This is a genomic window from Frigoribacterium sp. VKM Ac-2836, from assembly GCF_013248995.1.
Lineage (GTDB): Bacteria > Actinomycetota > Actinomycetes > Actinomycetales > Microbacteriaceae > Frigoribacterium.
This window is the reverse complement of sequence record NZ_JABRPK010000001.1, coordinates 921411-942362: the sequence shown is the minus strand read 5'-3', so window position 1 is coordinate 942362 and position 20952 is coordinate 921411. Positions and strand designations below refer to the sequence as shown.

General features: G+C 65.0%; 22 protein-coding genes and 1 tRNA gene. 11 read left to right on the top strand and 12 right to left on the bottom strand.

Annotated features, from left to right (window positions below):
- Positions 1-3 precede the first annotated feature (3 nt).
- Genes HRF36_RS04395 through HRF36_RS04385 form a run of 3 tightly spaced genes read right to left on the bottom strand, consistent with a single transcriptional unit; the run spans position 4 to position 1401 of the window.
- Entirely contained in the window at positions 4-429 is a 426-nt protein-coding gene (locus HRF36_RS04395) for a hypothetical protein (protein ID WP_173206698.1), read from the bottom strand.
- A 5-nt stretch (positions 430-434) separates the two neighbouring features.
- On the bottom strand, positions 435-791 hold the full coding sequence (locus tag HRF36_RS04390; RefSeq protein ID WP_217270863.1) for a hypothetical protein: 357 nt from the start codon (positions 789-791) through the stop codon (positions 435-437).
- Positions 792-810: 19 nt separating this feature from the next.
- Positions 811-1401: a hypothetical protein gene (locus tag HRF36_RS04385; protein ID WP_173206692.1), complete on the bottom strand. Its 591-nt coding sequence runs from the start codon at positions 1399-1401 to the stop codon at positions 811-813.
- A 33-nt stretch (positions 1402-1434) separates the two neighbouring features.
- On the opposite strand from HRF36_RS04385, the gene HRF36_RS04380 reads away from it, so the two are divergent.
- Positions 1435-1917 carry a hypothetical protein gene (locus HRF36_RS04380; RefSeq protein WP_173206689.1) on the top strand — a complete coding sequence of 161 codons (483 nt, stop codon included), beginning with the start codon at positions 1435-1437 and terminating at the stop codon, positions 1915-1917.
- Positions 1918-2563: 646 nt separating this feature from the next.
- Here HRF36_RS04380 and HRF36_RS04375 read toward each other — a convergent pair.
- From HRF36_RS04375 to HRF36_RS04345, 7 genes are all read right to left on the bottom strand, one after another.
- Positions 2564-2896, bottom strand: coding sequence for a hypothetical protein (locus HRF36_RS04375; protein WP_173206687.1), 333 nt, complete (start codon positions 2894-2896; stop codon positions 2564-2566).
- A gap of 62 nt (positions 2897-2958) precedes the next feature.
- Positions 2959-4548: a hypothetical protein gene (locus HRF36_RS04370; RefSeq protein WP_173206684.1), complete on the bottom strand. Its 1590-nt coding sequence runs from the start codon at positions 4546-4548 to the stop codon at positions 2959-2961.
- Between the two features lie 2 nt (positions 4549-4550).
- Positions 4551-5624 carry a phage portal protein gene (locus tag HRF36_RS04365; protein WP_173206681.1) on the bottom strand — a complete coding sequence of 358 codons (1074 nt, stop codon included), beginning with the start codon at positions 5622-5624 and terminating at the stop codon, positions 4551-4553.
- 110 nt (positions 5625-5734) lie between these two features.
- Entirely contained in the window at positions 5735-7339 is a 1605-nt protein-coding gene (locus HRF36_RS04360; RefSeq protein WP_173206678.1) for a hypothetical protein, read from the bottom strand.
- Complete coding sequence (locus HRF36_RS04355; RefSeq protein WP_173206675.1) at positions 7332-7574, bottom strand: hypothetical protein; 243 nt, start codon at positions 7572-7574, stop codon at positions 7332-7334. Before HRF36_RS04355 ends, HRF36_RS04360 begins: the two co-directional genes overlap by 8 nt.
- Positions 7567-7902, bottom strand: a complete 336-nt coding sequence (locus HRF36_RS04350; RefSeq protein WP_173206672.1) for a hypothetical protein — start codon at positions 7900-7902, stop codon at positions 7567-7569. Before HRF36_RS04350 ends, HRF36_RS04355 begins: the two co-directional genes overlap by 8 nt.
- Positions 7899-8213 (bottom strand): HNH endonuclease, encoded by a 315-nt coding sequence (locus tag HRF36_RS04345; RefSeq protein WP_173206669.1) that lies wholly within the window; start codon positions 8211-8213, stop codon positions 7899-7901. Before HRF36_RS04345 ends, HRF36_RS04350 begins: the two co-directional genes overlap by 4 nt.
- Positions 8214-8922: 709 nt before the next feature.
- Here HRF36_RS04345 and HRF36_RS04340 point away from each other — a divergent pair.
- The 4 genes from HRF36_RS04340 (at position 8923) to HRF36_RS04325 (ending at position 12240) form a co-directional block, all read left to right on the top strand.
- The gene (locus HRF36_RS04340) at positions 8923-9252 is read left to right on the top strand and encodes a hypothetical protein (RefSeq protein ID WP_173206666.1); all 330 of its coding nucleotides are present in this window, start codon (positions 8923-8925) and stop codon (positions 9250-9252) included.
- Between the two features lie 94 nt (positions 9253-9346).
- Positions 9347-10600: an AAA family ATPase gene (locus HRF36_RS04335; RefSeq protein ID WP_173206663.1), complete on the top strand. Its 1254-nt coding sequence runs from the start codon at positions 9347-9349 to the stop codon at positions 10598-10600.
- 342 nt (positions 10601-10942) lie between these two features.
- Positions 10943-11137: a hypothetical protein gene (locus HRF36_RS04330; RefSeq protein ID WP_173206660.1), complete on the top strand. Its 195-nt coding sequence runs from the start codon at positions 10943-10945 to the stop codon at positions 11135-11137.
- Complete coding sequence (locus tag HRF36_RS04325; RefSeq protein WP_173206657.1) at positions 11134-12240, top strand: tyrosine-type recombinase/integrase; 1107 nt, start codon at positions 11134-11136, stop codon at positions 12238-12240. The genes HRF36_RS04330 and HRF36_RS04325 overlap by 4 nt, the downstream gene beginning before the upstream one ends.
- A gap of 45 nt (positions 12241-12285) precedes the next feature.
- Here the strand turns inward: HRF36_RS04325 and HRF36_RS04320 are convergent.
- Both HRF36_RS04320 and HRF36_RS04315 read right to left on the bottom strand, forming a co-directional pair.
- Positions 12286-12358: transfer RNA gene (locus HRF36_RS04320), tRNA-Val, on the bottom strand.
- 85 nt (positions 12359-12443) lie between these two features.
- Positions 12444-12917, bottom strand: a complete 474-nt coding sequence (locus HRF36_RS04315) for a peroxiredoxin (RefSeq protein WP_173206654.1) — start codon at positions 12915-12917, stop codon at positions 12444-12446.
- 264 nt (positions 12918-13181) lie between these two features.
- On the opposite strand from HRF36_RS04315, the gene aceE reads away from it, so the two are divergent.
- From aceE to HRF36_RS04285, 6 genes are all read left to right on the top strand, one after another.
- A complete protein-coding gene (aceE, locus tag HRF36_RS04310) occupies positions 13182-15926 on the top strand; it encodes a pyruvate dehydrogenase (acetyl-transferring), homodimeric type (protein ID WP_173206651.1) in 2745 nt (914 codons plus the stop codon).
- A 22-nt stretch (positions 15927-15948) separates the two neighbouring features.
- Positions 15949-17160 carry a PucR family transcriptional regulator gene (locus HRF36_RS04305; protein ID WP_371740012.1) on the top strand — a complete coding sequence of 404 codons (1212 nt, stop codon included), beginning with the start codon at positions 15949-15951 and terminating at the stop codon, positions 17158-17160.
- A gap of 106 nt (positions 17161-17266) precedes the next feature.
- Complete coding sequence (locus tag HRF36_RS04300) at positions 17267-18187, top strand: ACP S-malonyltransferase (RefSeq protein WP_173206648.1); 921 nt, start codon at positions 17267-17269, stop codon at positions 18185-18187.
- Entirely contained in the window at positions 18184-19194 is a 1011-nt protein-coding gene (locus HRF36_RS04295; protein ID WP_173206645.1) for a beta-ketoacyl-ACP synthase III, read from the top strand. The genes HRF36_RS04300 and HRF36_RS04295 overlap by 4 nt, the downstream gene beginning before the upstream one ends.
- Before the next feature lie 82 nt (positions 19195-19276).
- The gene (locus HRF36_RS04290; RefSeq protein ID WP_043592609.1) at positions 19277-19525 is read left to right on the top strand and encodes an acyl carrier protein; all 249 of its coding nucleotides are present in this window, start codon (positions 19277-19279) and stop codon (positions 19523-19525) included.
- 157 nt (positions 19526-19682) lie between these two features.
- On the top strand, positions 19683-20921 hold the full coding sequence (locus HRF36_RS04285; RefSeq protein ID WP_173206642.1) for a beta-ketoacyl synthase: 1239 nt from the start codon (positions 19683-19685) through the stop codon (positions 20919-20921).
- Positions 20922-20952 lie beyond the last annotated feature (31 nt).

The following is a 20952-nucleotide window of genomic DNA, read 5'->3' as shown; positions in this document are numbered from 1 at the left end:
GGGCTACGCCTGAGTGACGCGGGCGGGTGCACCAATGACACCCAGCGTGACGGTCGAGACGGCAACGGAGTCGATGGCTCCACCGATCGATCCGGGCTGGATGATGACCTGGGCGGAGAAGCCCTTCTTGCCGGTGCCAGCTACCGGGTACACGTCAACCTGGACAGTCTTGCCCTGGTTGTCGAAGAGGTAGTTGGAGAGGGAGTTGGTGGTGTCCCAGTCCTGCGCGAAGGTCAGTGCCAGTGCCCACGTGGGGCTGGTCGCGTAGGTGAAGACGGCAGTCGGAGCGAGTCCCTTGAAGTTGACCGAGCCAGCGGTGGGCTGGAACTCAACGGACGAGACTGCGCCCTCGTAGTTGTTGCCGGACGTGCCACCGATCTTGATGGAGGCGTTGCCCATGAGGATGGGCTGAGGTGTGACGATAGCCATTTTGGTTAGCTTTCTTTCTCGAAGGTGAAGGTGAGGGTGATGTCAAATCCGGGGTTGTTCCCCAGGACGCCCCGCTCGGCTCGGGTCCAGGCCAAGCCCTCGATGTCATCGAGTGCGTTGAGCAGAGTGAGGATTTCGTCATCCACGCGGTCGTCCGTCTCCGTTGCCTTGCCCATAGGGCTGGCGATGGTGAGCGTGTAGGTGACGATGCGGATGTACTGCGGGGCCTGAGGGAAGCGCTCGATGGTGTTGAGCGAGAGGGCCACGGTGGTCTTGGTGATGGAGTCCGTCATCTGGCCGGGCAGCACAGCCCACGTCTTGGGGACCAGGGGCCTGATGCTCTCCAGGACTGCGCCTCTCATGGAGGGGTAGTTGATTGGGTCAGCCAACGAGAGGCCTCCCTGTCTGAGGTCGGAGAAGCTGCTTGACCTTCCAATCCAGAGGGAACGGGGTCATCTGGAATGACCCCTCTCCGAAGTCACCGGAAGGCTGGACCTGTCCGGCGTTGAGAGAGTTCCTGGCCTGGAGTAGCTGGGCAGCGCGGTAGTTCGCGGGGACGGTGGCACGTGCCGGGGCGAAGGCCTCGCACTCGATGCGGGCCGTCTCCAGGAGGTTGTGGAGGGTCACGTCCTCGGCAGGTGCCTGCTCCCAGTCGGAGCGTGCGGAGTCGAGGTTGTGCCAGCCATCGAGGGCCTGGACCACGAACGGCACGCTTGGCAGAGTCACGAGCGAGCTACCGCCCAAGAGCTTGATGCGGACGTGCCAGACACCGGCCTCAGTGAGGCTGCCGGTGGGGATCGTGAACAGTACTGTCTCGTCCGCGTACACGGCGGTAACGGGGACCACGTGGCCGGTAGGGCTCACGAGGGTGACGACCGTGGTGTTGTAGCCGGTCACGTCCTCGTCGGAGATGAGGTCAACCTCAACCGGTGTGGCCGGTGAATCGTTTAGGTAGTAGGGGCCGATGGTCACGGGACTCGTACCTCCGTTCTGGATCGTGACTGGATGAAGATGGACGCCCCGGTGCGGGGCGTAGTAACGGCAACTCGGCGGGGCCGGAGTGCTGCCAGGGAGAGACCGGTGGCTGTGCTGGTGCCCTCTCCTGAGGCCAGGCCGGAGCCGGTCAGAGCGAGGGTCACGCGGGTGGTGCTGGTGCTAAAGCCGGACGCTGAGGCGCGGGCGGTGAAGGTAGGTGACCCCTCGGCCTCGGACTCACCAAAGCCTCTAGAGGACCCAGCGCTTCGGATAGCTACGAGGGCCACTCCGTCCGCTGAGCCGGTACCTGTGGGGGCCACAGACACCGTGAAGCTGGAGATGGCGGTGGCACTGCTGGAGCCGGAGGCGGCAGATGTGGCCTGGCTGCTCATGGCGGGTGTTGAGGCCTGGGCTGCCCCACCTGAGCCTGAGGAGGTCACGGCGGTGGAGAAGCTGACGGCGCTGCCGGAGGTCGAGGTGCCGGACCCTGAGACCGAGACGGACGCAGAGTAGGCGGGTGCTGTCACCTCGGCTGGCGTGTAGATGACTCCGGTCTGAGCCCAGCCGTTCTTGACTGTCGGCAGTGTCCACTGCGGCCCGGTGCTTTGGGCGGAAGTGGCTAGCTGGCTGGAGCTTGCAAAACGTGTTGTCGAGATACCCGAACCGGTCGGGACCCAAGGGCTGCTCACCGTCTCGTCGGATGAGTTGGCAAAGTAGCTAACGGCCGAGACGGCGAAGTCACCGGGTCGGATGTCGAGGCCTAGCGGGGTCGGCAGGGTGTTGACACCGTTGGCTGTAGTCGCGGTGCTGGCGGCTGTAGCCCTGACGGTGCCCGCACCTGACACCTCGTAGAAGACCGTTCCCAGGACGCTGCCGTTGGTGACCGTGGTGACGGTAACCGTGGTGGCGCTGGCTGCTGCTGCGGAGGCGGTCCAGATGTCAAGCTGGTACTGCCCCGTAGCTCCAGCGGTGAGGCTGCTAGAGGTTCGGCTCCACGTGTTGCCCGCGTTGTCTGAGACGGATGGCGCGGCTGAGGACTGGTGCTCCAAGACCAGGATCAAGGTGTTGCCCGCACCAGTAGCCGCAACCGTGATCGTTCGCGTTGCCGTGAACTGCGCACTAGCTGCGACCGACTGGACGCGAGTGATAGCCATGATCCCTAGGACTGGGTGTAGGTGACGGTGAGGGCGTAGGTGCCAGCGGTGGAGAAGCCCTGACTAGTCAGAGCGCCCCCGTCTAGGTAGGTGCCGGAGCCGTTGTGGAGTCCGTAGCCCTGGACGGTGACCCCAGCGGGAACGTCAAAGGTGACGGTCGTGGTGACCACGCCCCCGACTGCTGAGGACCACGAGGTGGTCTTGCGCGTGTACGCGCCGCCCGTAACCTCGGTGCCTGCTGACCCACCAGGGACGGTGGTGTACAGGGCAGCCGCCACGGCGGTGGAGCCGTAGGCAGAGGCCAGAGCGTTCTTGATGGTTGCGGTGGCGAGTGCCATGGCGAACCCCTTTCAGGAAGGGGCGGGGACCGGAGACAGACCGGCCCCCGCCTGGCGGGTGACTACGCGTCTGCGCCGATGAGGACGAGCGACTCGGGGCGGTCAACCATGAACTGGGTGTATCCGACCGTCGCGCGGTCGATACCACCGCGTACAACGTCCAGAGCCTCGATGTTCACGGGGCTGGCTCCGCCGACCTCGTTGAGGTGAGCGGCGGTGGACGAACCAACGAGCACAGCGGGAGCCTCAGAGAAGCCGACGTTTCCGCGTACTACGCGGTGACCGTCTGCAACTGCATCTCGACCGATGCCGAAGGCGAAGCTGACGAACTCGGGGAGCTTGTCCTTGGGGGTGTACTTGTACTGGTCCCACGCGGCCTGGTTGAGGATGGCGAAGCTGGGTGCATCCCCAGCGTCCTCGATGGCCTCGGCACCCTGGATGAGCATTCCGAAGACGTCAGGGTACTCAGCGGGGTAGGTGTCGGGAGCCTGGAGGTTGTCACCGGTGATGGCGGCGGACAGGCGGCCAAGTGTCCACTCGTCAGTGACGCGGGCGTAGCTCTCGGTCACGCGGCGGAAGAAGGCCTCAATGACCTCCTGGCCACCGGGAAGGTCGAAGTACTCTCGCGCTACGTCAACCGCAAAGCCCCACTTCTGGAGCGTGCTGGAGCGGAGCGAGGTCGAACCGGTGCCGGTGGGAAGCTCGGTCTTGTTACCGGCCCAAGGCTTTACGAGGTCGTAGGCCGTGTCCATGACGAAGCCCTTCTCCTCAATCGCGGAGATGGTTCCGTTCTTGATTAGGGAGGTGTACTTGCGCTGGTAGGTGCGACCCTGCCAGAGCTCTCCGAGCCATGCGGGCTGGAGGACGCCGGGAGATGCGAGTGCACCAGTGCCGGTGTGCTTGATGTCTGCGAGGGCAGCAAGCATGGTCTCGGCCTGGCTGTCGCCATTCTTGGCGCGGGTGACTAGTTCGAAGACACCGTTGGCGCTGGTCTCTTCCTTGACTGCCTCAGGGGCGGTTGCTGTGTTTGGAACCTGGGCCTCGGCCACGATGGTCTCCTCTTCTGTGGCCGGGGTAGCCGGCTCGGTTGATGGGTTGGGTGTTTCGTCCTCGGCCTCGGTGGGCTCGGGGGTCTCTGGGAGGCGGGCCTCTAGGACTGCCATGCGCTCAAGAAGGCGCTCAATCTCGGTAAGCTCCACGTCGTCCTCAGGGGCTACGGCGAAGAGTGCGGCGCTGGCGAAGGCACCTTCTGTGACGAAGCCAGCCCCAGTGAGGCGGGCCTTGATGCCACGTGCTCCCTCACGGACGATCCCGGCTAGCTCGGCGCTCAGCTTGCGAATCGAGCCGTCCTTGTACTGGTCCAGGAACTCGTCACCCTCGGTGGTGCGGGCGATGGAGAACGTGGCCACGAGGCCCTGCTCTGTGTCCTCGATGGAGGTGGCACGGCCTACCGGGTCGTGACGGTCGTGGAAGCGGTTGGCGGTCACGATGGACACGTCAGACGGGACGGCAACGGTGCCTCGGTCGAAGGCGATGGGCTCTGTCTGAGATGCGCTCAGACGGCTCTGCTCGCCCCACGGGAGGAGGAGGCCACGGACGGTGCGGGCCTCAGGGTCAACGGAGAAGTCTCCGGCCTCTAGGTACTCGGTCATAGCTAGTCCTCCACGGGTGCGCTCGTGGGCGTACCCGGCGCGGTCAGAATTTCGGTCTTGTCGAAGCGCACGGACTGGCCGCGCGGCACAACGGAGTCGGAGGACAGGGCGTCCTCGATGGGACCCATGAAGAGCGGCAGGGTCTCGGTCACGAAGCGGTTGGCGTTGCCCTCGGTCGTCACGTAGGTCAGAGATGCCTCAGCGGTTGATCCGTCCAAGAGGGACGCGGGGATGCCTAGGTGAGAGGCGATGTCCACACGGTTGTAGTTGCGACCGGTCATGAACATGTCGGCGTCATACGCTCCCTCGGAGCGGAAGCTGAGGCCGGGGGGCTCGTATGCTACGGAGCCCTCAGGGTCCCGGCGAGCGGCCTTGTACTGGTCAAGGAGGTCGGTGATTTCCGATTGCTCAAGCTGCGTGTCGGCGTCCGACTTGTGGCCGATGACGGTCTGAGGGACCGGGTGGTTGGCTCGGTCAACGTGACCGTTCTCTAGAGCAAGAGCACCCTTGAGGGTGCGGGCTCCGGTGTTGAGCAGACCGTCAGTCCACCCATTGATGTAGATGACTTCCTCAGCGTCAGCGGGCTTGCCAGCTACGAGGACTCTGCCCTCTTGGTCGATGGACCACTGGTCGTGCGGGACCCATGCGGCATCGAGGATCGGGGCGTGAGCCTGACCCTCCTGCTTAGCTCCACGCTGCACAGCCCACAGAGCGTGGCCGTGGAAGATGAGGGAGTCGAGCGTCCGGACAAGACGCTCCCTCGGGCTCACGAGCGTGTCGGAGCGGTAGAGGAATGACGGCTGGACAGTGACCGGAGTGCCGTTGCTCAACGCTACGAGAGGCAGCGGAGCGATGGCGGCAACGATGAGGTTGCGGCCACGGCCTACGGCAGGGATGGACATTGCACTGTCACGGCCCATGGGAAGGGCGGACAACTGCGAGCCCAGCGCCTCACTGATGATGAAGCGCTTGATGTCACTCTCCTGCGCCCATGGGCTGGCCACTGCGCTGGGCGCGGTGAACTCGTTGAGTCCACGCGCGCGCCCAGCGCCAAAGAGGTCCTTGAAATATCCCATGTTGTATCTATTATAAGGCGCAATAGATAACATGATTAGCGCACTGCAACGTATGACGCCCCGCTGCCCCAGTGATACCGGGGAAACGGGGCGTCTAGAAGTGCTTCGTACTATGCGATGCGCGGTAGCGGCTGGCGCTCTGGCGTCTCATCGAGGAAGCGGAGAGCCATGGCTCCAGCCTCCAGGGCGGTGATGTCAGAGCCGTAGTCGATACGTCCGAAGGCCCAACGGTTGGAGTCCCTGGTGCCTCGCTTAGTGGCACTGGCCACCGCCTCATTGAGAGCCGGGTGGTCGTGGTGCCGGAGCGCGTGAGTCCGGATGAGCTTGGTCACGAGGCTTGCAGCGGTCGAGACGTTAGGCCACGACTGTGGCGAAACGCGAGGCCTCAACGTACGATTCAGCCCCTCGATTTCGACGTTGGCCCCGGAGCTAGCGGAGTCATAGACGATGGTCTTGCGGTGCTTCTTGTAGATAGCTGACAGGCTCGTGCCGACCCAGCGGACCCCATCTCGGGAGTCCAGGACGGAGAGGTGAGCCAGGCCCTTGTCGTCGCGCCACGCGGCCACGATGGATGAGAATTTGCCTTCTGGGTGGATGGCAAAACCGAGTGCCCAGTGAGCCGGAAGCTCGGGCAGGTCACCGCCGACCTTGCAGGCATCCCAGTCGGTCGGGTTGATGAACCGGCTGGCAGAGCCCGCTGGCCAGAGGCACAGGAACTCGCGCTTGAAGTCGGCAAGGCTCATCCCCTCGAAGCCGTAGACCCGGACATCTCGGAGGGTCGTTAGGTTCCCGATGCCGGGGTGTGACTCCACCCACACGTCAGGATCGGAGGTGGTGCCCTCGATGGACTCCCCCTCCTCGTGGTCGGGTGTGAATGGGTTGGCCCCGTACTCGACGATGCCGCCCGTCCCGGCGCGGCCCTTCTCAAGCTGCGACCAGAGGAGGCCGGACTGAGCTTCGGCAGGGGTGCCCATCATGATCAACTGCGCTTGACCCTTGAGGGTCGAGAACGTGGGCAGGATGCCACCCAGGAGGGCCTGGCCGTGGTCCTCGGTGAACTGCTGCGCCTCATCGATGACGAAGAGGGAGTAGGCGTCACCTCGTGCCGCGTCTGACGTGGGCGGCATGATGGTCAGACGGGAGCCGGTGGCCTTCACCACGAGGTACGTCTGGCCCATGGCCACACCCATCTTGACCGGGCACGACTCGTCAGTGATGTCCCAGCGCCGCGTCACGCGGTCATACACGTCACGCATGAAGCGCTCTCGCGCCTTGACCTGAGTCTGGGCGGTGAAGCCCACCATGTAGTTAGGTCGGCTAAGCATCCGGCCCAAGATGATGGCGAAGACTGTCGTCGTCTTACCGGCACGTCGGCCTACGCAGATAGCCGTGATGACAGAGCGGGGAAGGCCCTCATCATCTAGTGCGTTGATAGCGTCAGCCATCATGTAGCCCTGCGGGTTGCGCTCCTGATACCCTAGAAAATCCATCCCCAACTCGTACTCATGGCGAAGCTGCCTTGATCCCTCAAGGCTTGAGACGTGAAGCGGTTGAAGTCCGGAGTCCCGGTACTCTGCTGGCCCGTGCTGGGTCGCAAACAAAAGCTTCTGTGCCTTCGGGCGGGGGTTATCGCGATCCTCAAAGAAGCCGTCAATCGAACGCGTGTTCGAATTTTCTGCGGTCGTCAGCCGCTCGTCTAGCTCGGGCTCAGTCATCTCGATCCATCCATGCCTGAGTCATGGCGTGGCTGATGGCACGGGTGGTCTCGGCTACACCTGCCCCGTCCATGGCCAGCGCTGCGTCCTCTGCTGCTGCTCGTGCCTGGTCGAGTGGCCAGTCGTGGTGGTAGGCGAAGGCGGTGGACATGCGGTCAAGTAGCTGGTCCAGGTCACGGGTGGTGTTGATGTAGTCCACCGTCACACCACCCTCACGGACTAGGCGGTCACTCATCCTTGTCACCTGCCTCGCGCCTCATGTCAGCCGCGAAGTTGTTGAGGAGGTCCGTCATCTTGCGTACGTCGGCTGATGCCTTGGCCGCGCGCTCGGCCACGATCTGCTCACACTTGGCCTCGGCCTGCTCCTCGGTCAGCCCCGCGTACGGATCACGGTTCACGTACTCGGGACGACCGAAGACCTTGGCCAGCCTGAGACGCAGGCCAGTCTTGCGCTGGACACCAGGACCAGCGGAGTAGACCAGGCGACCCTTCTTCTCGACTGCCACCATGCCTACTGCCATGCCCCGATTTAGCTCACGCTGCGTGTACTTCTTGATGCTCACCACGGTTGGTTCCTGCTCTCTGCGTTGCGCTTCTGCGCTCTTGCTTGGTTGGTCTTGATGGCACCTTGTGTGCCGCCGTCTGATCTGTTGCACCTGCGGTGTGCGGCACCCAGGTTGCTCATGTCATCCGTGCCGCCCTTGGCTGCATCGATGAGGTGCGCCACGTCCCACGCCTGGCCGGGGTAGACGATCCCGCCCATGACGCACCGGTTCACACACGGCATCCCACCCGCGTTGATGCGGGCCTGGAAGATGGGACGCACACGGTTGCGCACCTTGACCCACGCCCGGCTGCGGTGATGGTCGGTCATCCCTTGTCCCTCCTCGTGTGGCATGGGACACAGAGGGGGTCATAGGCGAAGACGTTGGGTGACCAGGACACGATGGATGTGGTGGTCACACCTCGAACTGTGCGTGTGTAGGGGGCGCTGTCCTCGTGCGGGTCACCGGGGCGGTAGGCCCACTGTGACGCCTGGCGTCCACAGTCCTGGCACTCGTGCGTGGTGGCCTTGCCACGGGCGCGATACACCTTCTTGTGTGCATACGCGTAGCTCACGGGTGTCAACCTCGTGACATCTACGTTGCGCTCATCATTACTCTCTGGCATACCTCAATGGTATTTTCCCCACGATTGTGTGATGAGGACGAGATGATACCTATACCCCTCTACTCCCCTGTAACCACAGGTATCTGGGCTACTGGGAAACTGGTCGAACACTTTTACTGGACCTGGACAACTAGACAAGGACGGTGGACACACTCGCTCCGCTCGTGTGTGTCCTAAGTGTCCATTTTTGCCGTGTCCACCCCCACAGCCCGCATAAGTACAGGGTTTTTGCCTTCTGAAAAGTGGACATTGGACACAGAATGGATGTCCATTTTTACGATGTGTCCATTTTTCTGGACACGCTTTGTTAGCTGAGAGAACGCCCACACCAACATGTCACCTGTTGACATATGCCTCACAATTGAGATATCGCGCCACAAGGTCAGCGAGTTCACACAAGTGAGGAAACACCCGTGTCATACACAGTCGTCGAGGTCACCATGTCCTCAGACCAGTACCTAGTAGCTCTCTACGTAGAAGATGGCCTCTTTGAGGCTGAGCGCGTACTAGCACTGGCAACATACCGAAACCCAGAAGAGAAGGGCTCCCCCAACGTCCTGGTACCAATCCATGCTGATGACCTCACCATGCACCAGGATCACCACGCGCTGAATCGTAGGATTCTCAATCAGCGACTACCTCAAGCGGTCATCCACGACCGACTACTTTGGGACGAGCTGGATGGCCACTCGTCCCTGATTGTGAGTATCGACAAGGCGACCGGCAAGTGGGTCCGCGCATGAGCGCCCCCACCCGTGAGCGTCTGGACGACATCATGATGTCCGTCCTCTTCTGGGCCACCTTCGTTGGCCTCCCTGCCCTAGCGGGGCTGATCCGATGACCGACACGTACCGCGTATCTAAGGAGACTGCCGAGTTCGGTGCGGCCACAGCGGACCTAAGCGTCCAAGACCTGATGGCCATGCTCGAACTCCAGAAGGCCCATGAGGCAGCCCGGCCCGTGGACCCTGCCAACCGGTGGACGGCGGAAGGTGTGGCCAGCTACATCGATGAGGCTAGGACTGCGCCGGACGCTGGATTCTACAAAGCGCTCTCAGCCCAGCTACACCGCAAGACGGTCGAGGCTCTGGCCGATGAGCTAATCCGCGCTGCGACCAACCCTCAGGACGAGCTACGCCTAGTCACTGAGGAGGAGGTAGCCAACCGCCCGGCTCCGCAATGGTGGATTCCGACCATGATCCAGAAGGGCACGGTCTGCGTATTTGCTGGAGAAGCCGGTATCGGGAAGACCTTCTCGATGATCCATATGGCCCGCTGCGTGGCCACTAAGACTCTGTGGTTCGGGGAGAACGTCTCCCAGGGCACGGTGCTCTACGTGGCCGCTGAGGGTGCCAGCGCCTTCGGAAAGCGTGTCCGAGCGTGGGATGACCGGCACCACACACGCCCGCCTGCGGGCTCGGTCAACTACTTGGAGTCTGGCGTCAACCTCTCCGATGAGGAGAGCGTGGCGCGCCTTGAGGCGCTGCTGGATGACCTCCAGCCTGACCTCATCATCCTGGATACCCTGAGCCAGCTAGCGGCCATCGAGAACGAGAACGATGCTGCCCAGATGTCCAAGGTGTTCCGGGTAGCCAAGCGCCTCAGGGACCACAAGGAGGGCTCAACCGTCATCCTGGTCCACCACACCAACAAGTCTGAGCGAGGTGGTGTCCGTGGCACCTCGGTCATCCGGTCCAACGCTGACACGGTGATCGTGGCTAAGTCGGGCGGCGCGGGCTTCTACTTGTCAACCGAGATTTCGGCAGACGGCAAGCAGAAGGATGGGGCTCCAGTCAAGCTGGAGGGCTTCTACCTTGATGACCACCTCGGGTCTGCGGTGGTAGCTCGGGACCACTCGGTCCAGGTCGATCAGGACTGGGTGCTCGTGAGCGCCCTCTACGAGGACGGCCTACCTCACAGCAAGACCGAGATGCGGAAGGCCTGCGGCATCGAGAAGGCAGACAACACCAGCGCCGTCTACAAGAAGTGGGATCGGAAGTATAAGAAGTGGGTCGAGACGGACAAGGTACTTGTACCGTCTGACAGTGACCCAAAGCTTATGCAGCTTCTTACCGTTCATATCAATAAGTAGTCAAGCAAGTCTCTCATATGAGAAGTTGAGCCGGAAAGTACTCTCATGTTCAGCTATCTCACAGAGTTGACAACAACGCATAGTAGGGTTTGACATATCATCCCCAGCTTGCTCACCTAGCATCCGTTACATGTCAGTACCTACCGCGCGGGTGACGCCCGCTCTCATGAAGTCATCTGAGGTAGCCAGCTACCTCTCCGTCTCACAAGCCACTCTTTCTCGGTGGCGGACCTTTAAAACGGGTCCGACTTGGATTAACCTGGGGAACCTTAAAGACCCCATCCCCCGCTACCGGCAGTCCGACCTGGACGCCTGGCTGGGCGGTCAGAAGGTAGACAACGCATGAGCGTCAAGGCTTGGGCACTGGTACTCCTCGGAGCGGCCATCGTCCTCATTCTCTTTGCCTCCCTCACTCCCAAGGCTGACCCCGTGGATGAGTGCCTGGACAAGGCGGACCTTTCGACCCAAGGCATCTCCCGGGAAGAGTGGAATGACCGCTATGACCGTGCCCTTGCTGCGTGCGAGGCCACCTCGTGAGCGTGGCCAAGACCGCTAACGGTCGGTGGAGAGTCAAGGTCAAGAGCAAGGGCCTCCTGGTCGCTGACCAGACGTTCGTCCTCAAGCGGGACGCCGACGCCTACGAGGCGAAGCAGAAGCGTGCCCTACTGCTAGGTGAGTTCGTCGACCCCAAGGCTGGCAAGGTCAGCCTGACTGAGGTGACCGAGATGTGGATGGGTAGCCGTGCCGCGTCCATCTCGACCAAGACGCACCAGACGGAGGGCTACGCTCTCGCGGCCCACCTGCCCACGACCCTCGGCAACCGGCCCATCTCCTCTATCCGCACCTCGGACCTTGATGCCCTCTACGGCACCATGCTCCACAAGCTGAGCCGGTCCACGGTCATGCGGTTCCGCAATACCCTCTCCTCTCTCTTCGGGTGGGCAGTGCGCGAAGCCCTCATCTCGAAGAATCCCGTCCTAGAGTCGCGGGTACCTCGCGGCAAGGGGCAGGACAAGAAGCAAGAGATTTACCCTTACTCTCTGGCGGAGCTCCGGGAGGTCACCGCCGACCTCACCGCCAAGCACCCGACCCTGGGTCCGGTCGCTCTCGTCCTCGGGCTCACCGGCCTCAGGTGGGGCGAGCTTGTCGCCCTCCGGGTCCGCGATGTCCAGCTAGTCCCCCGCCCTGCCTTCCGTGTCAGCCGGTCCGCCTCCGATGGTCAGGAGGTGCGGACGGTCACCAAGGGTGGATCGGCCCGGACCGTCCCGCTGGCCGATGAGGTCGTGGCCATCGTCAAGCCTCTGATGGCTGGACGCGGCCCGGATGATCTGCTCTTCGTGAGCCCCCGGGGCGAGCGCCTGAATGGTCCGAACTGGAAGCGTGCGGTGGGCTGGACTGCCCTGGCTCGTGGACGCCGTGAGCATGACCTCCGGCACACGGCAGCCACCCTCTGGCTGACCAACGGCATTGACCTCAAGACTGCCCAGACCTGGCTGGGTCACTCGACGGCCACCCTCACCGCTGACACCTACAGCCACTGGATGGGGACTGACAGTGACGCGGCTGCTCTGGCCCGGATCAACGCAGTCCTCGGGGACCACACAGGGACTAGCTCTCCGAACCTGAGAGCCGAAGGCTAAGCCTAGAAATGACGAAACCCCCGCCTGTGCGGGGGTTTTGTTATGTGGGCCCTACCGGGCTCGAACCGATGACATCCACGGTGTAAACGTGGCGCTCTACCAACTGAGCTAAAGGCCCTCGCACCGGGTGAGCCGGGCGAGCAAGTCCAGGTTAGCGGGTGGGCGAACCGGCCGGCGCCTCCTGGGCTCTCGTACAGGGTGGGTCAGGCGGTGACGGGGACGAGGAGGTCGAGGGCCGCACGGTAGTCGGCGAGCGAGCGCTCCTGGCCGGGCTCGGTGCCGAAGTGCTCGCGGATGACGCCGTCGACGTCGATCAAGAACGTCGTGCGCGTCGCGAACCCCTTGTCCTCGAGGAACACGCCGTACTCCTTCGAGACCTCGCCGTGCGGCCAGAAGTCCGCCAGAAGGGTGAAGTCGTAGTCCTTCTCCTCGGCGAACGCCCTGAGCGTGGCCTTCGAGTCTACCGACACGACCATCAGTTCGACCCGGTGGTCCTGGAACATCGCGAGGTTGTCGCGAAGCGTGCAGAGCTCTTTCGTGCAGGTGCTGCTGAACGCCAAGGGGAAGAACACCAGGGCCACGGGCTTGACGCCTCGGAAGTCGCTCAACCGCACTCGCTCGCCGAACTGGTTCGGCAGGTCGAAGTCGGGAGCCTGGATGGCGTTCTCCAGAGCCATGGGTGCGTTCCTTTCGCGTCGACCCGGGCGGTCGGCGTCTGACACGATCGCCGATCCTACGCCTCACGCGTCGGATTACAAGCGGCGGCGCGTCCGGGCGTTCCCAGCGCGCGCCGAGCCTGTGCCAGCCGGGGCAACTAGAGTGGGCGGGTCAGGCGGAGTACGTCTCGGAACCCGGGCACGACGGGCCTGACATCTGTTTGTCCACTCCACGCGGTGGTCTTCCAAGAGGAGGCCGCTCCACACAGATGATTGAGGTCAAGGGTGACGGTTAACGATCAGGACCCGTACACGGTCGACAAGGCCGATCGCGATCCCGAAGAGACCGCGGAGTGGCGCGAGTCGCTCGACGCTCTCGTGAAGGCGCAGGGTCACGAACGGGCCCGCGAGATCATGAAGAGCCTGCTCACCCGGTCGAGCGAGCTGCACCTGGGCGTGCCGATGGTCCCCAAGACGGATTACGTCAACACCATCGCCCCCGAGGACGAGCCCGAGTTCCCCGGCGACGAAGAGCTCGAACGTCGCTACCGCAAATGGGTCCGCTGGAACGCCGCGATCACGGTCCACCGCGCCCAGCGTCCCGGCATCTCGGTCGGCGGGCACATCTCGACCTACGCGTCGTCGGCTGCGCTCTACGAGGTCGGCAACAACCACTTCTTCCGCGGCCAGGACCACTCCGGCGGCGGCGACCAGGTGTTCTTCCAGGGCCACGCCTCCCCCGGCATGTATGCCCGCGCCTATCTCGAGGGACGCCTCGGCACCGACCAGCTCGACGGTTTCCGTCAAGAGAAGTCCCACGCCTCGGGCGGGCTCAGCTCGTACCCGCACCCTCGCCTCATGCCCGACTTCTGGCAGTTCCCGACGGTGTCCATGGGCCTCGGGCCCATCAACGCCATCTACCAGGCACAGGTCGCGAAGTACCTGACCAACCGCGGCATCAAGGACGCCAGCGACCAGCAGGTCTGGGCGTTCCTCGGTGACGGCGAGATGGACGAGGTCGAGAGCCGCGGCCAGCTGCAGGTGGCGGCCAACGAGGGCCTCGACAACCTCAACTTCATCGTCAACTGCAACCTCCAGCGCCTCGACGGCCCGGTGCGCGGCAACGGCAAGATCATCCAAGAGCTCGAGTCGTTCTTCCGCGGCGCCGGCTGGAACGTCATCAAGGTGGTGTGGGGTCGCGAGTGGGACACCTTGCTCGCCAACGACTCGAGCGGTGCACTGCTCAACCTGATGAACACCACGCCCGACGGTGACTTCCAGACCTACAAGGCCGAGAGCGGCGGCTACGTCCGTGACAACTTCTTCGGCCGCGACCCGCGAGCCCTCGAACTCGTCGCCGACTACTCCGACGACGACATCTGGAACCTCAAGCGCGGTGGCCACGACTACCGCAAGGTCTACGCCGCATTCAAGGCCGCGACCGAGCACAAGGGCCAGCCCACGGTCATTCTGGCCAAGACGGTCAAGGGCTACGGCCTCGGCCCGTCGTTCGAGGGGCGCAACGCGACCCACCAGATGAAGAAACTCACCCTCGACAACCTCAAGCAGTTCCGCGACGAGCTGCGCATCCCGATCAGCGACGCCCAGCTCGACGAGAACCCCTACCTGCCGCCGTATTACCACCCCGGCCAGGACGACGATGCGATCCAGTACATGCAAGAGCGGCGTCGAGCGCTCGGCGGTTACGTACCCGAACGTCGCACGAAGTACACGCAGATCGCCGTACCCGAAGCCAGGACCTACGACGTCGTCAAGAAGGGTTCGGGCAAGCAAGAGGTCGCGACGACGATGGCCTTCGCCCGTCTGCTGAAAGACCTGCTGCGCTCGCCCGACTTCGGCCACAGGATCGTGCCGATCATCCCCGACGAGGCTCGCACGTTCGGCATGGACGCCTATTTCCCGACGTCCAAGATCTACAACCCGAACGGTCAGCACTACACGTCGGTCGACCGAGAACTGTTGCTCGCCTACAAAGAGAGCCCCCAGGGGCAGATCATCCACGTCGGCATCAACGAGGCCGGCGCGTTCGCCGCCTTCACCGCCGTAGGCACCTCGTACTCGACGCAAGGCGAGCCGCTGATCCCGGTCTACGTCTTCTACTCGATGTTCGGATTCCAGCGCACCGGCGACGCCATGTGGGCCGCGGGCGACCAGATGGCCCGAGGATTCATCATCGGTGCCACCGCCGGTCGCACGACACTCACCGGCGAAGGCCTGCAGCACGCCGACGGCCACTCGTTGCTGCTCGCGTCCACGAACCCCGCCGTCGTCTCGTACGACCCCGCGTTCGGCTACGAGCTCGGCCACATCGTCAAGTCGGGCATGGATCGCATGTACGGGACGGACGAACACGGCAACGCGTCGCACTCCGATCCGAACGTCATGTACTACATCACCGTCTACAACGAGCCGATGGCACAACCCGTCGAACCCGAGGGGCTCGACGTCGACGGTGTCGTCCGCGGCATCTACAAGCTCAAGGAGGCCGAGAACCTCGGCCCCCGCGCACAGCTGCTCGCCTCGGGTGTCGGCGTGCCGTGGGCCCTCGAGGCCCAGCAGCTGCTCGCCGACGACTGGAACGTCGCGGCCGACGTCTGGAGCGTCACCAGCTGGAACGAACTGCGACGCGACGGCCTCGCCGCTGAAGAGCACAACTTCCTGCACCCGAACGACGAGCCGAAGACGCCGTACGTCACCGAGAAGCTGCGGGGTGCCGAGGGTCCGTTCATCGCCACCAGCGACTTCATGGCGGCCGTGCCCGACCAGATCCGTGAGTACGTCCCCGGTGACTACCTGACACTCGGAGCCGACGGCTTCGGCTTCAGCGACACCCGCGCCGCCGCTCGTCGGTTCTTCAAGATCGACGGCCCGTCGGTCGTCGTCCGAACCCTGCAGGCCCTCGCCCGCCGTGGCGAGGTCGACCCGGGCGTGGTCCAGCAGGCCATCGACCGGTACCAGCTGCACGACGTCACCGCCGGCACCAGCGGCGCCGCCGGCGGGGAGGCCTGACGACCCCGTGAGTGCCGAGCGGGTGCCCACCTCGCCCCTGCAACCGTCCGCAGCCACGAAAGAGCGCACGCTCGCGTGGCTGCGGACGGTCTCGGGTGAGTTGTCCACTGCGACCATCAAGCGACTCGAAGAGACGCTGCCCTGGTACGGAGACATGCCCCCCGGGCGCCGCTCGGCGGTCGGGCTCGTCGCCCAAGCCGGCATCACCTCGTTCATCAGCTGGTTCGCCGACCCCCGCTCCACACCCTGGATCGCGGCCGACGTCTTCGGGTCGGCCCCCCGTGAACTGCTCCGCTCGGTCAGCCTGACTCAGACGCTCCAGCTCATCCGTATCACCGTCGAGGTCGTCGAAGAGCGCGTCAAAGACGGTGACGACTCGCTGCGTGAGGCGATCCTGCTCTATTCGCGCGAGATAGCGTTCGCCTCGGCTGACGTGTACGCCCGCGCTGCTGAAGCCCGCGGCCTGTGGGACGCCCGGCTCGAGGCGCTCGTCGTCGACTCGATCCTCAGTGGCGAGTACGACGACGAACTACCCAGCCGCATCGCCGCCCTCGGCTGGCACGGTCACGGCGAGGTCGCCGTCCTCGTCGGCACGGCTCCTCGCATGCTCGACGTCGACATGCTCCGACGAACGGCACGGCACCGAGAGGCCGATGTGCTGATCGGTGTGCAGGGAAGCCGGCTGGTGCTCGTCATCGGGCGGGCCGACCCACTCGACGAGAGCAGTGCCTCCTCGACGCATCCCAGCTTCACCGACATCGCGCGCGCCCTCGAACCCGGGTTCGGTGACGGGCACCTCGTGCTCGGTCACGAAGTGCCGAGCCTCGTCGACGCCTCCAAGAGCGCCAAGGCCGCCCTCGCAGGCTTCGCCGTCGCTCGGGCCTGGCGCAATGCTCCTCGCCCGGTGCTGGCCGACGACCTGCTGCCGGAACGGGCTCTCGCCGGGGACCCCGTGGCTCGGTCGACACTCGTCAACCGCATCTACAAGCCGCTCAAGGCCCACTCCACCGAGCTCTTGACCACCCTGTGGTGCTACCTCGACAACGGTCGATCGCTCGAGGCCACGGCCCGTGAACTCTTCGTCCACCCGAACACCGTGCGCTACCGCCTCAAGCGTGTCACCGACGTGATCGGCTGGGACGCCACCGGTGCCCGCGAGGCACTCATCTTGCAGTCCGCGCTCGTCCTCGGATCGATTGCCGACCCCGACGGGCCGACCACCCGACGCGCGTGACAGACGACCGACCGCACGCTCCGACTGTGTTCTTCGACAACGTCGGCGCCGATCTTTGGTCGAGTTGCTACACCGCAGACCCCCGACTCGTTGGCATGATGGACCAGTGATCGTTGTCGTTGCGCCCGGTCAGGGCTCCCAAACTCCCGGTTTCCTCGAACCCTGGCTCGCCGACCCCGACCAGCGCGCCCTGCTGGCGTCGCTCGGTGACGCGGCCGGCACCGACCTCGTCTCCCACGGCACCACGTCGGACGCCGAGACGATCCGCGACACCGCCGTGGCCCAACCCCTCATCGTCGCCGCCGGCATCCTCACGGCCCGTGCACTCTTCAGCCGCGTCGACCGGTCCGCCGTCACCGGTGTCGCGGGCCACTCCGTCGGGGAATTCACCGCCGCTGCCGTCAGCGGCGTCCTGACGGACGTCGACGCCCTCGAACTCGTCGCCGAGCGAGGCCGAGCCATGGCCGACGCGGCGGCTCTCGTCGAGACCGGTATGAGCGCCGTCCTGGGCGGAGACGAGGCCGAGCTGCTCGCTCGCCTCGACGCGCTCGGCCTCTCCCCCGCCAACTACAACGGTGGTGGCCAGATCGTGGTCGCGGGCGAGACCACAGCCCTCGCGGAGCTCGCGGCCGCCCCTCCGGCCAAGAGCCGCGTCGTGCCGCTCCAGGTCGCCGGAGCCTTCCACACACGCTTCATGCAGCCCGCCGTCGAACGCCTGCGCACGGCCGCCGCCGGCATCACGCCCACCGACCCGACGCTGACCCTCTGGACCAACCACGACGGAGCCACCGTCGAGTCCGGTGCGCGATTCGTCGAGCTCCTCGTCGGCCAGGTCTCATCGCCCGTCCGATGGGACGCGACCATGCGATCGTTCGCCGACGCCGGCGTGACGGGCATCGTCGAACTCGCCCCGGCCGGAGCCCTCACCGGCCTCGCCAAGCGCGCGCTGAGGGGCGTCCCCTCGGTCGCCGTCAAGACACCCGACGACCTGCAGGCCGCCGTCGACCTCATCGAGGGAGCAGAATGACCACCCCCCAGCTCAACCAGACCACCGGTGCCCAGTTCACCCGCATCTACGCGCTCGGCGCCGCCCGCGGCGAGAACATCGTTCCCAATGCCGACATCGTCGAGCCCATCAACTCGAGCGACGAGTGGATTCAACAGCGCACCGGCGTGATCACCCGCCGTCGCGCGGGCAAGGACGTCAAGGTCGTTGACCTGGCCGAGACCGCCGCCAACGAGGCCATCGCCAAGTCGGGCATCCGTCCCGACCAGATCGGTGCCGTCCTCGTGTCGACCATCGGCGCAGGCGTCGTGACCCCCTCGGTCGCGTCGCTCCTCGCCGAGCGCGTCGGGGCGAACCCCGCCGCCGCCTACGACATCTCGGCCGCGTGCGCCGGGTTCACCTACGGAATCGCTCAGGCCGACTCGTTCGTCAAGTCGGGCCTCGCCGAGTACGTCCTGGTGGTCGGTGCCGAGAAGCTCAGCGACGTCATCGATCCGACCGACCGCACGATCTCCTTCTTGCTCGCCGACGGGGCCGGTGCCGCCGTCGTCGGCCCATCGGACCGTGCGGGCATCGGCCCGACCGTCTGGGGCTCGGACGGCTCCAAATGGGACGCGATCGGCATGACCAACACCATGACCGAGTACCGCGAAGGAGCGGGAGAAGTGCCCTGGCCGACCCTGCGCCAAGAGGGTCAGACGGTCTTCCGTTGGGCCGTCTGGGAGATGGCGAAGGTCGCGAAAGAGGCCCTCGAGCGCGCCGGCGTCACCGCCGACCAGCTCTCCGCCTTCGTGCCGCACCAGGCGAACATGCGCATCATCGACGAGTTCGCCAAGCAGCTCGGCCTGCCCGCGTCCGTCGTGATCGGTCGCGACATCGCCACCACCGGCAACACCTCGGCCGCGAGCATCCCGCTCGCGACCCACCGACTTCTCGACGAACACCCGGAGCTGAGCGGCGGCCTCGCGCTGCAGATCGGTTTCGGCGCCGGACTCGTGTTCGGCGCCCAGGTGGTCGTGCTGCCCTAGCGCGCCGCTGCCCATCCGACCGCGGGCGGCTGTATAGGCTTTACCCCGGTCACAACGACACCCCCCTCAAGGAGACAACACCATGGCACTGTCCACCGAAGAAGTCCTCGCCGGCCTCGCCGAGCTCGTCAACGACGAGACCGGGATCGCCACCGACACCGTCGAGATGGACAAGTCGTTCACCGACGACCTCGACATCGACTCGATCTCCATGATGACCATCGTCGTCAACGCCGAAGAGAAGTTCGACGTCAAGATCCCCGACGAAGAGGTCAAGAACCTCAAGACCGTCGGCGACGCCGTCACGTACATCCACAAGGCGCAGAACTAAGACGTCGGCTGCCCGGTCGCCCCTCACGGTGACCGGGCCCCGCCGCTGTGCCCTCGACGCCGTCGATCCCACGCCACCAGCCTCGGCTGCAGCCCGGGTCACGGCGTCGTCGTACATCGGTACAGCTCCCCGACCGGCCCTCCCAGAAGGAACGTCAATGACCAAGAAGATCGTCGTCACCGGACTCGGCGCCACGAGCCCACTCGGTGGCACCGCCACCGAGAGTTGGCAGAACCTGCTCGCCGGCCAGTCGGGCATCACCACCCTCGAACAGGACTGGGTCGCCAAGTACGAGCTGCCCGTCACCTTCGCCGGCCAGGCACGCACCCCCTCGGCCGACGTCCTCGACCGTCGAGAGATCAAGCGCCTCGACCCGTCGAGCCAGTTCGCACTCACCGCCGCTCGCGAGGCCTGGGCCGACGCCGGCTCGCCCGAGGTCGTCCCCGAACGCTTCATCGTCGACTGGGCCACCGGAATCGGCGGCGTCTGGACGCTCCTCGACGGGTGGGACACCCTCCGGGAGAAGGGACCGCGCCGCGTCCTGCCGATGACGGTCCCGATGCTCATGCCGAACGGGCCCGCCGCGGCCATCTCGATGAGCCTGGGCGCGCGTGCCGGTGCCCGCACGGTCGTCTCGGCCTGCGCCTCCAGCACCGAGTCGATCGCCATGGCCTACGAGCACCTGCAGTCCGGCCTGGCCGACATCGCCGTGGCGGGTGGCTCCGAAGCAGCGATCCACCCCATGCCCCTGGCCTCGTTCGCCGCGATGCAGGCCCTCTCGAAGCGCAACGACGACCCCGCCACGGCCTCACGCCCCTACGACGTCACGCGTGACGGCTTCGTCCTCGCCGAGGGTGGCGCCGCTCTCGTGCTCGAGACCGAAGAACACGCCCTGGCCCGCGGCGCGCGCATCTACGCCGAACTGATCGGCGGTGCGGTCACGAGCGACTCGTACCACATCACCGCTCCCGACCCCGAGGGCACCGGGGCCGCCCGAGCCGTCATCACGACCCTCGAGAACGCGGGAGTCGACCGCGATGAGGTCGTCCACGTCAACGCACACGCGACGAGCACCCCGGTCGGCGACATCGCCGAGTACCACGCCATCAAGCGCGTCTTCGGTGACCACACCTCGAAACTGATCGTCTCGGCGACCAAGGCCGCCACGGGCCACCTGCTCGGTGGTGCGGGCGGCATCGAGGCACTCTTCACCGTCAAGGCGCTGCACGAACGCCTCGCGCCGCAGACCATCAACGTCACGCAGATGGACGACGAGATCGACATGGACGTCGTCGTCGGCGAACCCCGCCCCCTGCCAGCCGGTGAGATCGTCGCGATCAGCAACTCGTTCGGCTTCGGCGGCCACAACGCCGTCGTCGGCTTCCGCTCCGTCTGACCGGAGCGAGCAGCGCAGGAGGCGCGGGTGG